11 protein-coding genes and 1 tRNA gene are annotated in these 12,556 nt (G+C 71.3%); 5 read left to right on the forward strand and 7 right to left on the reverse strand.

Features of this window, described 5'->3' with window-relative positions:
* Positions 1-31: 31 nt before the first annotated feature.
* Both ABD981_RS24230 and ABD981_RS24235 read right to left on the reverse strand, forming a co-directional pair.
* The gene (locus ABD981_RS24230) at positions 32-2,560 is read right to left on the reverse strand and encodes an ABC transporter permease (protein ID WP_046910135.1); all 2,529 of its coding nucleotides are present in this window, start codon (positions 2,558-2,560) and stop codon (positions 32-34) included.
* Positions 2,561-2,614: 54 nt separating this feature from the next.
* Positions 2,615-3,385, reverse strand: coding sequence for an ABC transporter ATP-binding protein (locus ABD981_RS24235; RefSeq protein ID WP_046910134.1), 771 nt, complete (start codon positions 3,383-3,385; stop codon positions 2,615-2,617).
* A 368-nt stretch (positions 3,386-3,753) separates the two neighbouring features.
* Between ABD981_RS24235 and ABD981_RS24240 the strand changes: the two genes are divergently transcribed.
* Positions 3,754-3,835 (forward strand) — tRNA-Leu (locus ABD981_RS24240).
* A gap of 121 nt (positions 3,836-3,956) precedes the next feature.
* Positions 3,957-4,859, forward strand: a complete 903-nt coding sequence (locus ABD981_RS24245; RefSeq protein WP_046910133.1) for a Bax inhibitor-1/YccA family protein — start codon at positions 3,957-3,959, stop codon at positions 4,857-4,859.
* Positions 4,860-4,974: 115 nt separating this feature from the next.
* On the opposite strand, the gene ABD981_RS24250 is transcribed toward ABD981_RS24245, so the two are convergent.
* Positions 4,975-5,535 (reverse strand): TetR/AcrR family transcriptional regulator, encoded by a 561-nt coding sequence (locus ABD981_RS24250; protein WP_046910132.1) that lies wholly within the window; start codon positions 5,533-5,535, stop codon positions 4,975-4,977.
* A gap of 103 nt (positions 5,536-5,638) precedes the next feature.
* Here ABD981_RS24250 and ABD981_RS24255 point away from each other — a divergent pair, with 103 nt between their 5' ends.
* Positions 5,639-6,514, forward strand: coding sequence for an alpha/beta fold hydrolase (locus ABD981_RS24255; protein WP_046910131.1), 876 nt, complete (start codon positions 5,639-5,641; stop codon positions 6,512-6,514).
* Positions 6,515-6,532: 18 nt separating this feature from the next.
* Here ABD981_RS24255 and ABD981_RS24260 read toward each other — a convergent pair whose 3' ends face one another.
* On the reverse strand, positions 6,533-6,763 hold the full coding sequence (locus ABD981_RS24260) for a DUF4287 domain-containing protein (protein ID WP_046910130.1): 231 nt from the start codon (positions 6,761-6,763) through the stop codon (positions 6,533-6,535).
* Between the two features lie 103 nt (positions 6,764-6,866).
* Here ABD981_RS24260 and ABD981_RS24265 point away from each other — a divergent pair, with 103 nt between their 5' ends.
* Positions 6,867-7,196: a hypothetical protein gene (locus ABD981_RS24265; protein ID WP_046910129.1), complete on the forward strand. Its 330-nt coding sequence runs from the start codon at positions 6,867-6,869 to the stop codon at positions 7,194-7,196.
* 26 nt (positions 7,197-7,222) lie between these two features.
* On the opposite strand, the gene ABD981_RS24270 is transcribed toward ABD981_RS24265, so the two are convergent.
* The 3 genes from ABD981_RS24270 to ABD981_RS24280 form a co-directional block, all read right to left on the reverse strand.
* Entirely contained in the window at positions 7,223-8,104 is an 882-nt protein-coding gene (locus ABD981_RS24270) for a hypothetical protein (RefSeq protein ID WP_123954883.1), read from the reverse strand.
* 212 nt (positions 8,105-8,316) lie between these two features.
* Positions 8,317-9,537 carry an acetyl-CoA C-acetyltransferase gene (locus ABD981_RS24275; protein WP_046910128.1) on the reverse strand — a complete coding sequence of 407 codons (1,221 nt, stop codon included), beginning with the start codon at positions 9,535-9,537 and terminating at the stop codon, positions 8,317-8,319.
* Positions 9,538-9,796: 259 nt separating this feature from the next.
* The gene (locus ABD981_RS24280) at positions 9,797-10,858 is read right to left on the reverse strand and encodes an SGNH/GDSL hydrolase family protein (RefSeq protein ID WP_240495370.1); all 1,062 of its coding nucleotides are present in this window, start codon (positions 10,856-10,858) and stop codon (positions 9,797-9,799) included.
* A 117-nt stretch (positions 10,859-10,975) separates the two neighbouring features.
* On the opposite strand from ABD981_RS24280, the gene ABD981_RS24285 reads away from it, so the two are divergent.
* Complete coding sequence (locus ABD981_RS24285; RefSeq protein ID WP_046910126.1) at positions 10,976-12,373, forward strand: cystathionine beta-synthase; 1,398 nt, start codon at positions 10,976-10,978, stop codon at positions 12,371-12,373.
* The last annotated feature ends 183 nt before the right edge of the window (positions 12,374-12,556 follow it).

Below are 12,556 nucleotides of genomic sequence, written 5' to 3' on the forward strand. Positions count from 1 at the left end.
CGGGAACCCGGCCCTTCGGCGCGTACGGGTGCTACTCGGCCTTGATCGCGGCCAGCATGTTCAGCTTCGCCGCGCTGCGGGCCGGCCACAGCGAGGCCAGCACGCCGACCAGTCCGGCCAGCAGCAGGAAGATCCCGATCCGGCCCCACGGCAGCACCAGCGCGTAGTCCGGCAGGGTGCTCTTGAGCGTCTCGCCGATCGCCCAGCCGAGGAACGAGCCGAGGCCGATGCCGACCACCGCGCCGAACAGCGAGATGACCACGGCCTCCAGGCGCACCATCCGCTTCACCCGGCGCCGGTCGAGGCCGATCGCCCGCAGCATGCCGATCTCCTGCTGGCGCTCGAAGACCGACATGGCCAGCGTGTTGACGACGCCGAGCACCGCGATGATCAGGGCCATCGCCAGCAGGCCGTACATGATGTTCAGCATCATGTTGATGACGCCGCCGAACGAGTCCCGGATGTCCTTCTGGTCCATGACCGTCATGGCCGGGTTGTCGCCCATCGCCTTCATCAGGGCCTTCTCGGCCGTGGCGGAGGCGCCGCCGTCCATCTTCACCAGGATCTGCGGGATGTACGGCTGGGGGTCGTGCGCGTTGAGGATCTCCGCGTCCAGGACCATGGGCGAGACGAACTCGCTGCCCTCGTAGACCGCGCCGACCGTCAGCGTGCCCTTCTTCTTGTCGGAGAACTCGACCGGGAGGGTCGTGCCGACCTTCCAGCCCCGCTTCTCGGCGGTCTTGTCCTCGACGGCGACCTTGCCCTGGGCGAGCGAGCCCAGCGAGCCGTCGACCACCTTCAGGTTGAGGACCTTCTCGATGTCGCCCGGGGTGACGCCGGAGACGGACCTGAAGTCGCCCTTCACCTGGAGGTAGCCGGCCTGCTGCGGCGAGACGGCGGCCAGGCCCGGGGTCGTGCGCACGGCGTCCAGCGCGGCCTGGTTGAGGCCGGCGCCGCTCGCCATGGTGATCATGTAGTCGGCCTTGACCTGGTCGGTCGTCATCCGGTCCACGGCCGAGCCGACCGTGGCGCCGAGCACCGACAGACCGGTGACCAGAGTGAGGCCGATGGCGAGCGCGGAGGCCGTGGCGCCGGTGCGGCGCGGGTTGCGGACCGCGTTCTGACCGGCCAGCGAGCCGGCCACGCCGAAGGGCTTCAGGAACGGGCGGGCCAGCGCGATCACCGGGCGGGACAGCAGCGGGATCAGGATGATCACGCCGATGAGCGCGAGGAAGGCGCCGCCCGCGATCAGCATCCGGCCGTCGTCGCCGCCCGAACCGGCGCCGCCGATGATGGCGACCGCGCCCAGGGCGGTGACGATCGCGCCGATGGTGTTGCGCACGACCAGGGACTTGGTGGAGGCCACCGCGTGGACGCTGCTCATGGCGGCGACCGGCGGGATCTTCGCGGCGCGGCGGCCGGGCAGCCAGGCGGCCAGCATGGTGACCAGGACGCCGACGGCGAGCGCCGAGACCAGCGGGGTCGAGCCGATGACGAGGTCACCGGACGGGACCTTCAGGTCGAAGGCGCCCATCGCGGAGCGCAGCGTCGCGGCGAGCCCGATGCCGAGGAAGAAGCCGACCACGGAGGCGACCAGGCCGACCAGACCGGCCTCCGCGAGCACGGAGCGGGTGATCTGCTTGCGCGAGGCGCCGACGGCGCGCATCAGCGCGAGTTCCTTGGTGCGCTGGGCGACCAGCATCGTGAAGGTGTTGGAGATCAGGAAGATGCCGACGAAGAGCGCGATGCCGGCGAAGCCGAGCAGCATCTTGTTGATCGCGGAGAGGCCCTCCTCGATGTCCTTGGCCTGCTTCTCGGCGAGGGCCTGACCGGTCTGGGCGTCGGCGGTGTCGCCGACGACCTTCTTGACCTCGGCGAGGATCTTCGAGGAGTCCGCGCCGGGCTTGCCGGTGACGTTGACGTCCAGGAAGTGGCCGGGCTTGAGGTACAGCTTCTGCGCGGTGGCGGTGTCGAAGACGACGAGGCTGCCGCCGGCGCTCACGGCGCCGTCCTCGGTGGTGAAGACACCGGAGAGCGTGTACGTCTCGACCGGGCCGTTGGTGGCCACCCGGACCTGGTCGCCGACCTGGTAGCCGCCCTTGTCGGCGGTCTCCTTGTCGAGGGCGATCTGATCGTCCTTCACCGGGCCCGTGCCGCTGGTGAAGGCGTACGCCGGGTCCTTGCCGTCCTGGCCGGGGGCGAAGTTGGTGCCCTTGTTGGACCAGCCGACGCCGATCAGCTTGCCGCTCTTGTCCGGCACGCCGGCGAAGCCGTTGACCCGGCCGGTGGCCCCGGCGACCCCGTCGAGGGCGGCCAGCTTCTGCCGGGTCCGCTCGGAGATGCCCGGCGTCTGGTTCGGGTCCTGCTGGTTGGGGGCGGCGGTGACGGCGACGGCGACGTCGTCATAGCTCTTGGCCGACTGGTTGCGGAAGGCCTGGGAGAGGGTGTCGGTGAAGACCAGGGTGCCGGAGACGAAGGCCACGCCGAGCATGACGGCGAGGACGGTCATCAGCAGCCTGGCCTTGTGCGCGAGCACATTGCGCAGGGCGGTACGGAACATGGAGGTGGTCCTGAACGGAAGCAGGGGCGGAGGACGGGGTGCGGCGGGGCCGCGTCAGCTCGTGCGGCCCTTGGCGTCGAAGGCCTTCATGCGGTCGAGCACGCCGTCCGCCGTGGGGTGGAGCATCTCGTCGACGATCCGGCCGTCCGCCAGGAAGATCACGCGGTCCGCGTAGGAGGCGGCGACCGGGTCGTGGGTGACCATCACCACGGTCTGGCCGAGCTCGCGCACCGAGTTGCGCAGGAAGCCCAGCACCTCGGCGCCGGAGCGCGAGTCCAGGTTTCCGGTCGGCTCGTCACCGAAGATGATCTCGGGCTTGGAGGCCAGCGCGCGGGCCACGGCCACGCGCTGCTGCTGGCCGCCGGAGAGCTGCGCGGGGCGGTGGCTGAGCCGGCCGGAGAGGCCGATCATGTCGATGACCGTCTGCACCCACTGCTTGTCGGGCTTGCGGCCGGCGATGTCCATCGGCAGCGTGATGTTCTCCAGCGCGGTCAGCGTCGGGAGCAGGTTGAACGCCTGGAAGATGAAGCCGATCTTGTCCCGGCGCAGCTGGGTGAGCTGCTTGTCCTTCAGGCTGCCGAGCTCGGTCTCGCCGATCCGCACGGAGCCGGAGCTGAAGGAGTCCAGGCCCGCGACGCAGTGCATCAGGGTCGACTTGCCGGAGCCGGAGGGACCCATGATCGCCGTGAACTCGCCCTGGCGGAAGTCGACGCTGACCCGGTCGAGGGCGACCACCTGGGTCTCGCCCTGTCCGTAGACCTTGGAGAGGTCGGTGGCGCGGGCGGCCACCGCGGTCGAGCGGGGCACGGTGGGAGTGGTGGTCACGACGGCGACTCCTGTCACTGCGACTGTTCGGGAACCACTCCATCGTTTCGAACGTTCCGGGCCGGGGCGTCCGCCCACGTGCCCGTTCCCGGGGCAGCCTGGAGTCGGACCGGGGGGCCCGCCCCTCCTCCTGAGGTATGACGGCGACCCTGATCTTGACGGACTCTGCGCGGACTGTCGGCGAGTTTTCGTCAATCCGGCGCACCGCTCTTTGCTGCCGCGACCCCCGCCGCCCTTTGCCGAAGGGCCCTCACCTGCGCTGACACCCCCTCAGGTGTCAATAAAATAAGACAACATCGGAAGACCGTTCCGCTGAACGAGCGACCCGCCCCGATAGGCTCATGTGCCAACGCGGAGCTTCGCGACCCGCCCGGATGGTGGAATGCAGACACGGCGAGCTTAAACCTCGCTGGCCTTCAGGCCGTACCGGTTCGAATCCGGTTCCGGGCACAGCTCCTCCTCTTCGTCTCCTCTTCGTCACCAAAGATCCTCCCCGAGCACTAGGGAGTTTCTTTTGCTTCCCTATTACTCTTGAGGGGACGCCGCGCAGTGCGGCCCATGGAGGAGTGAGATGAGGAGCAGCAACCCGGTCTTCTCGCGACGGGGGTTCAGCCGCGACAACGGCTACGCCGGCTTCAACGCGCAGCAGCCGCAGGCCGGGGGCCCCGCCGTCGGAACCAACCCGTACGCCACCGGCAACCCGTACGCCGAGGGTGCGACGAACCCCTACGCGACCAACCCGTACGCGCCGCAGGACACCGTCCCCGGTGCGCCGCAGCAGGTCCGCGGCAATGTGATGACGATCGACGACGTGGTGAGCCGCACGGCCCTCACGCTCGGTACGGTCGTGCTCACCGCCGTGCTGTCCTGGCTGTTGCTGCCGGTCGACCCGGCGAACCTGGGCACGTCCTACGGCATCGCCATCGGCGCGGCCCTGGTGGCGCTGGTCCTGTCGCTGGTCCAGTCGTTCAAGCGCAAGCCGTCGCCGGCGCTGATCCTGGGCTACGCGGCCTTCGAGGGCGTCTTCCTCGGCGTGCTGTCCGCCGCCGTCTCGACGTACATCGCGGACGGCGTCGTCATCCAGGCGGTGCTCGGCACCATGGCGGTCTTCGCCGGCGTGCTGATCGCGTACAAGATGCGCTGGATCCGCGTCACCCGCCGTTTCTACGGCTTCGTGATGGCCGCCGCGATGGGCTTCATGCTGCTCATGGTGGTCAACCTGCTGTTCGCCGTCTTCGCCGGCGGTGACGGCCTCGGCTTCCGCAGCGGCGGCCTCGGCATCCTGTTCGGTGTCATCGGCATCGTCCTCGGCGCCTGCTTCCTCGCCCTGGACTTCAAGCAGGTCGAGGACGGCATCACCTACGGCGCCCCGCGCGAGGAGTCCTGGCTGGCGGCCTTCGGCCTCACCATGACCCTGGTGTGGATCTACCTGGAGGCGCTGCGTCTGCTGTCGATCCTCCAGGGCGACGACTGACGCACCCCCTGACACGGGGGAAGGGCCCGTCCGGCATCCGCCGGGCGGGCCCTTCCGCGTGTCCGGGGGCCGGCGCCGGGCCGTTTCCAGGCCCCTCCGGGTCCCTGCGGCCGGCTCAGTCGACGTACGCGTCCAGCAGCACCCTGGCCGCGTCCTTGGCCTGCGCGGCCGGCTCCGAGGTGCCGGTGATGCCGGCCACGGCCATGGCGCCGTTGGCGAGCAGGGCCAGCTGGTCGGCGAGGGCGGGCGGGGCGTTCAGGGCGGTGGTCTGCTCGGCGAAGTAGTCCCGCAGGGCCTGCTTGTGGCCGCGGGCGATCTCGGCGATGTCGGGGGAGATGCCGCCCATCTCGCCGAAGGTGTTGATGAAGGCGCAGCCGCGGAAGCCGGGGTCGGCGAACCAGTCGCCGAGGTAGTCGAAGACCGCGAGGCTGCGCCCGTACGGCGTGGTGGCGTGGGTGGCGCCGTGGGCCGCGATGGCCTCGCGGACGGCGCCGTCGCGGCGCTTGAGGACCGCCCAGACCAGATGGTCCTTGGAGGGGAAGAGCTGGTAGAGGCGCTTGAGCGAGACGCCCGAGGCCCCGCGGATGGCGTCCATGCCGACGCCCTGCACCCCCCGCTCGTCGAACAGCGTCTCGGCCGTCTCCAGGAGCTTCAGCTCGGCGGTCTCCGCGTCCATCCCGCTCACTCCTCCGCGATCGCACTTGCGTTGAGAACCATCGTTCTCCTACTCTACAGGGCATCGGGAGAACGATCGTTCTCCCTCGGAGAAGGGGGCACCCGTGTCCGTATTCGCGCTGCGCGGCCGCACCGAGACCATCGACGGCCTGGAGGTCTTCTACCGGGAGGCCGGCGACCCGTCCCGCCCCACCCTGGTGCTGCTGCACGGCTTCCCCGCGAGCTCGCACATGTACCGCGGCCTGATGGCCGCGCTCGCCGACGAGTACCACCTGATCGCACCGGACCACATCGGCTTCGGAGCCTCGGCGGCGCCCGACGTGACGGAGTTCGCCTACGGCTTCGAGAAGCTCACCGAGATCACCCTCGCGCTCCTCGACCGGCTCGGCGTCGACCGCTTCGCCCTCTACATCCAGGACTACGGCGCCCCCATCGGCCTGCGCATCGCCTCCCGGCAGCCCGAGCGGGTCACCGCGATCGTCACCCAGAGCGGCAACGCCTACCTGGAGGGCTTCACGCCCTTCTGGGACGTCCTCTTCGCGCACGCCGCGGACCGGGCGGCCAACGAGGCCGCCGTGCGCGAGCTGCTCACCGCCGAGGCCACCCGCTGGCAGTACACCCACGGCGTCCCGGCCGACCGGCTCGACCGCGTCGGGCCCGAGACCTGGACCCTCGACCAGGCCGGCCTCGACCGGCCCGGCAACAAGGAGGTCCAGCTCCAGCTCTTCTGGGACTACCAGTTCAACCTGGACGGCTACCCGGCCTTCCAGGAGTACTTCCGCACCCACCGGCCCCCGCTGCTCGCCGCTTGGGGACGCGGCGACGAGATCTTCGGGCCGGCCGGCGCGGAGGCCTTCGCCCGCGACCTGCCGGACGCGGAGATCCACCTCCTGGACGCCGGGCACTTCGCCCTGGAGACGCACGGCGAGGAGATCGCGGAGCTGGTCCGCGACTTCCTCGGCCGACGGGTGAAGGAGTGAGCCGCGGGCGGTCCGCCGTCACAGCATCCGGCGGGCCGCCCGGCGCAGGTCGTACTCGTGGATGATCGCCTTGGCGTGGCCGTACGCGAGGTCGTGCGCCCCGCGCAGCCAGCTGACCTTGTCCTCGAAGCGGAGGAGGGACGGGCCCTCCTCGACGGTCCGCAGCCAGTCGGAGATCTCACGACCGGTGCAGTGCGGGATGCGGGCGAGGAGGTTGCGGTGGGTCTCTTCGGAGAAGGTGTGGGACATCGGCGCCTCCGGACGCGTTGTGCCGTGTGCTGCTCCTTCACGTCACCGTGCCCGAGCGTTCGCCCGTTGGCAATGGTGCCCGGGCGGCGCATAGGGTCGCACCGTGCGCGATACGAGTGAACTGACCGCCGCCGCAGAGCGGTTCGCCGACCGGCTGCGGGCCGCCCCGCAGAGCCGCCTCCAGCGCGGCGGCGCCGCCGAAGGGCTGGCGCTGGCCAGGGAGCTGGCGACCCGGGCGCAGCGCGTGGAGTTCCCGGACCGGGAACCGGCCGAACTGCCCGACGCCGGGGTCTTCGTGGTCGCCGACCAGCTGGCGGTCGCCGCCGCGGATCTGGCCGAAGCACTGCGAACGGCCCCGGCAGGAGCCCCCGAGGGGGACCTGGACGAGGCCGTGAGGCTGGTACGCGAGGCGGAGGCCCGTTCGGGCCTCTAGACGCCCCGGAGGGTGCGGGCGGGCGGTCAGAGGCTCGCGATCACCCGGTCCGCGAGGATGTAGACGTTGTCCTCCGCGGCCTCGCCGCAGGAGAAGGTCAGCGCGTAGGCGCCGGAGACGCCCGAGCCGCCGAGCAGGACCGGGGTGTGACCGGAACGCAGGGCCTCCGCGAGCCGCTCGGCGGTCTCCCGGTGGCCGGGGGTCATGCAGAGCGTGGTGCCGTCGGCGAAGACGTAGACGTCCAGGGTGCCCAGCGGGCCGGGGCGGACGTCGGTCAGCGCGGTGCGGGTGTCCGCCAGCTCCTCCAGGCGCGCCACCGTGCGCTCGTGGTCGGTGACCACGGGGGTCTGGACCGGCACGAAGTCGGGGTGCGAGGGGTGGCGGCGACGGGCAGCGGCCAGCTCGGGGGAGTCCTCCGGGTACTCGGAGGCCCCGGCCAGCTCCGGGAACTCGTCGAAGGTGTCGAAGGTGTCGAAGGCGTCCAGCGGGTCGGGACCGTCGAGCGCGGCGGCCTCCGCCTCCATCGCCTCCAGGGCCATCGCCTCCAGGCCCACGAAATCGGCCTGGCGGGGCACGAAGTAGGGGCCGGCGTCGTCGGACGGACCCGCCACGCCGCCCAGCAGCGAGGGCGCGTCGGCGGCGTCCCGGGCCTCCTGCGCGGCCCAGAAGGCACGTGCCTCGGCCAGCTCCCGCTCGCGCTCCTCGGCCAGCGCCTCGGCGACCGCGGCCCGTATCTCGGCGGCCGGCGTCTGCCGGGCGTGCGGGACGGACAGGCCGTTGGCGGCGGCGAGTTCGCCACGCAGCGCGGTGACCTGCTTACGGAGAGCGTGGGCGGAGTGCAGGGCGGCGACGCCCACGGCGGTGGCAGCAGCCGTGGTCACCAGCAGGGCAAGAGACAGTGCGCTCACTGACGTACTCCCGATTCCGAGTCGATCCCCCGACTTCCTACATCAGCTTGGCGCGGGGTGGTGCTCCCTGTCAGTGCATTACGTCACGAATTGGACAGGTATTTATGCCAGGCGTTTAGTCCCAATATGGCTGTGACCTGGGAAAACAACTCTCCCCCGGGATGTAGGTCACATCCTGGGGGAGATTCGGTCACGGCTTGGACGCGGGGTGGTTAGCTCAGTCGCTCGATGACCATGGCCATGCCCTGGCCGCCGCCCACGCACATGGTCTCCAGGCCGAACTGCTTGTCGTGGAACTGGAGGCTGTTGATGAGCGTGCCGGTGATGCGGGCGCCCGTCATGCCGAAGGGGTGGCCGACGGCGATGGCGCCGCCGTTGACGTTGACCTTGTCCAGGTCGAAGCCGAGGTCGCGGTAGGACGGGATCACCTGGGCGGCGAAGGCCTCGTTGATCTCGACCAGGTCGATGTCGGAGGTGGTCAGGCCGGCGCGGCGCATGGCCTGCTTCGAGGCCTCGACCGGGCCGAGGCCCATGATCTCGGGGGAGAGGCCGGAGACGCCGGTGGAGACGATCCGGGCCAGCGGGGTCAGGCCCAGCTCGCGCGCCTTGGTGTCGGACATGATGACGAGCGCGGCGGCGCCGTCGTTCAGCGGGCAGCAGTTGCCGGCGGTGACCAGGCCGTCGGGGCGGAAGACCGGCTTGAGGCCGGAGACGCCCTCCAGGGTGACGCCGGCGCGCGGGCCGTCGTCCGTGGAGACGACGGTGCCGTCGGGCAGCGTCACCGGGGTGATCTCGCGCTCCCAGAAGCCGTTCTTGATGGCCTGCTCGGCGAGGTTCTGCGACCGGACGCCGAACTCGTCCATCTCCTGGCGGGTGATGCCCTTCCAGCGGGCCAGGTTCTCGGCGGTCTGGCCCATGGCGATGTACGCGTCGGGGACGATGCCGTCCTCGCGCGGGTCGTGCCAGGTGGAGCCCTCGGAGGCGGCGACCTCGACGGTGCGGGCCTCGGCCTCGGCGAAGAAGGGGTTGTGCGTGTCGGGCAGCGAGTCCGAGTTGCCCTTCACGAAGCGGGAGACCATCTCGACGCCGGCCGAGATGAAGACGTCGCCCTCGCCCGCCTTGATCGCGTGCAGCGCCATCCGGGAGGTCTGCAGCGAGGAGGAGCAGTAGCGGGTGATCGTGCAGCCGGGGAGGTGGTCCATCCCCATCCGCACGGACACGATCCGGCCCAGGTTGTTGCCCTGCTCGCCGCCGGGCAGGCCGCAGCCGAGCATCAGGTCGTCGATGTCGCGCGGGTCCAGCTCGGGGACCTTGGCGAGGGCGGCCTGGATGATCGTGGCGGTGAGGTCGTCGGGCCGCAGGTCCTTCAGGGAGCCCTTGAAGGCCCGGCCGATCGGGGAGCGGGCGGTCGAGACGATGACGGCTTCGGGCATCACGGCTCCAGGAGGGTGCTGGGTGGGCGGACTCAAAGGGAAGTTACCCGTACGTACCGCATGGGGTCACCGGCCCCGGCGTGTGATGCGGGCCTCTTTTCTAAGCGTACGCTCAGTCGGAAGCGAGGGCCTGGGGCCGGCCCCCCGCCTCGGGCCGGTCCCGGGCCCGGCCGAGGCCTCGCCCGGGCCCGGGCCGGGTTCCGCTCGGGCCCGCCAGGGGCTCCGCCGAGGCCTCGCCCGGGCCCGGCCCGGGTCCCGCTCATTCCTGGCGCACCGAGGCGTTCCGGGGCCCGGGGCCGCCCTCGCCGTCCTCCTCGCCTTCCCGGTCCCCGCCCCCCGCCCGGGGCTCCGCCGCCCCCGGTACCGGCAGGCGCCGGCGCCTGCGGTGCTTCAGCAGGGCCCACGGGGCGCGGGCGCCGGTGACCTCCGTGCCGGCCTCCCTCGCCGCCTCGGCCGCCGCCTTCGCCACCGGCAGCATGTTCTCGTGCCGGTCCTCGTCGATCCGGTCCGCCTCCGGCCACATCGCGAGGGCCGCGCAGACCGTCGGCAGCAGGGCCATCGCCGCCGTCGCGTACCCCTCCGCCGACGGGTGGAAGTTGTCCACCCCGAACATCTCGCGCGGGTTCGCCGCGAACTCGGGCCCCAGCAGGTCGCCCAGCGACACCGTCCGTCCGCCCTGCTCCACCACCACGATCGTCTGCGCCGCCGCCAGCTGCCGCGAGGCCCGCCGGGCCAGCCAGCGCAGCGGCTGGTAGACCGGTTCGATCGTGCCCAGGTCCGGGCAGGTCCCGACCACCACCTCCGCGCCCGCCGTGCGCAGCCGCCGGACCGCCGAGGCCATGGCGCGCACCGACTGGGTCGCCGGCATCCGGTGGGTGACGTCATTCGCGCCAATCATGATCACGCACACGTCCGGCGCCCCGGCCGGCCCCGCGAGCAGCAGCGAGACCTGCCGCTCCAGGTCGTCCGAGCGCGCTCCCGGCAGCGCCACGTTCCGGAGGTCCACCGGGCGCTCGGCCACCGCGGCGAGCCCGGAGGCGAGCAGCGCGCCCGGCGTCTGCCCCGTGCGGCGCACGCCCTGGCCCGCCGCCGTGGAATCACCCAGAAGGGCCAGTCTGAGCGGCTCCCCGGCGCCGTAGGACCGCCCGTACCGGCCGTCCGCGCCCGGCGGCAGCGGGGCCACCCCGCCCCCCACCGACCGCTTGGCCAGCTGCACCTCGGCGAGCAGGACCCCGACGGCCGCCACTCCCAGCAGTCCGATGCTGCCGCCGCCGTACGCCGCACCCGCCGCGATCCGCCGTGCCACCCTCGCCCTGGACATCCCGGCCGTCACCTCCTTCGAGCCACCTCGTGACTACTCACTGCCCCGTAAGCGCCTCCGCCTACGCATCGCACGCAATACGCTGGCAACACCATTACGGAGACCCCGGAGATTACGGTGCAATACCACGACTCGATGATCAGCCTCGTCGGCAACACCCCGCTGGTGAAGCTCAACAACGTCACTGCGGGCATCCAGGCGACGGTCCTGGCCAAGGTCGAGTACTTCAACCCCGGCGGCTCGGTCAAGGACCGCATCGCCCTGCGCATGATCGAGGCGGCCGAGGAGAGCGGCGCGCTCAAGCCCGGCGGCACCATCGTCGAGCCCACGTCCGGCAACACCGGCGTCGGCCTCGCGATCGTGGCCCAGCAGAAGGGCTACAAGTGCATCTTCGTCTGCCCCGACAAGGTGTCCACGGACAAGATCAACGTGCTGCGGGCGTACGGCGCCGAGGTCGTCGTCTGCCCGACCGCCGTCGACCCCGAGCACCCCGACTCGTACTACAACGTGTCGGACCGCCTCGTCCGTGAGACGCCCGGCGCGTGGAAGCCGGACCAGTACTCGAACCCGAACAACCCCCGTTCGCACTACGAGAGCACCGGCCCGGAGCTCTGGGAGCAGACCGACGGGAAGATCACCCACTTCGTCGCCGGCATCGGTACCGGCGGCACCATCTCCGGCACCGGCAAGTACCTGAAGGAGGTCAGCGGCGGCAAGGTCCAGATCGTCGGCGCCGACCCCGAGGGCTCGGTCTACTCCGGCGGCTCCGGCCGCCCGTACCTCGTCGAGGGCGTCGGCGAGGACTTCTGGCCGACCGCCTACGACCGGACCGGCACCGACCGCATCGTGGCCGTCTCCGACAAGGACTCGTTCCAGATGACCCGCCGCCTCGCCAAGGAGGAGGGCCTCCTGGTGGGCGGCTCCTGCGGCATGGCGGTCGTCGCCGCGCTGGAGGTCGCCAAGGAGCTCGGTCCGGACGACGTCGTGGTCGTGATCCTGCCGGACTCCGGCCGCGGCTACCTGTCGAAGATCTTCAACGACGAGTGGATGGCCGACTACGGCTTCCTGGAGGACACCACCTCCGCCACCGTCGCCGACGTGCTCCGCCACAAGTCGCACGGTCTGCCCTCGCTCGTCCACATGCACCCGGACGAGACCGTCGGCCAGGCCATCGAGGTGCTGCGCGAGTACGGCGTCTCCCAGATGCCGATCGTCAAGCCCGGCGCCGGTCACCCCGACGTCATGGCCGCCGAGGTCGTCGGCTCGGTCGTCGAGCGCGAGCTCCTGAGCGCCCTCTTCAACCAGAAGGCCGCCCTGGAGGACCCGCTGGAGCACCACATGTGCGCCCCGCTGCCGCAGGTCGGCTCGGGCGAGCCGGTCGCCGACCTGATGTCCGTCCTCGGTGAGGCGGACGCGGCGATCGTGCTGGTCGAGGGCAAGCCGACCGACGTGGTCAGCCGCCAGGACCTGCTGGCCTTCCTGGCCGCCAACGGGGGCGCGAAGAAGCAGCACTGAGTCCGCGCGGGCCGTGTCCGGGCGGTGACGGCGGGTGCGTTCGCGCAACTGGTACGAGCGCGACACGTACCCGCAGCACCCGCTTAACACGCGTCCGGCAGATTGGGACTCGTCGGCGTCACGGACCTCCGGAGCGGCTCCCGGACCTCCCGACGCCCTGGACGCGGACCGGCCCTGACCCGG

The organism is Streptomyces showdoensis, from assembly GCF_039535475.1.
Lineage (GTDB): Bacteria > Actinomycetota > Actinomycetes > Streptomycetales > Streptomycetaceae > Streptomyces > Streptomyces showdoensis.

Bases quoted from the DNA above. Each gene is read 5' to 3' on its own strand.
- ABD981_RS24230 (WP_046910135.1), bottom strand. From the start codon at position 2,560: ATGTTCCGTACCGCCCTGCGCAATGTGCTCGCGCACAAGGCCAGGCTG.
- ABD981_RS24245 (WP_046910133.1), top strand. From the start codon at position 3,957: ATGAGGAGCAGCAACCCGGTCTTCTCGCGACGGGGGTTCAGCCGCGAC.
- ABD981_RS24250 (WP_046910132.1), bottom strand. From the start codon at position 5,535: ATGGACGCGGAGACCGCCGAGCTGAAGCTCCTGGAGACGGCCGAGACG.
- ABD981_RS24260 (WP_046910130.1), bottom strand. From the start codon at position 6,763: ATGTCCCACACCTTCTCCGAAGAGACCCACCGCAACCTCCTCGCCCGC.
- ABD981_RS24275 (WP_046910128.1), bottom strand. From the start codon at position 9,537: ATGCCCGAAGCCGTCATCGTCTCGACCGCCCGCTCCCCGATCGGCCGG.
- ABD981_RS24280 (WP_240495370.1), bottom strand. From the start codon at position 10,858: ATGTCCAGGGCGAGGGTGGCACGGCGGATCGCGGCGGGTGCGGCGTAC.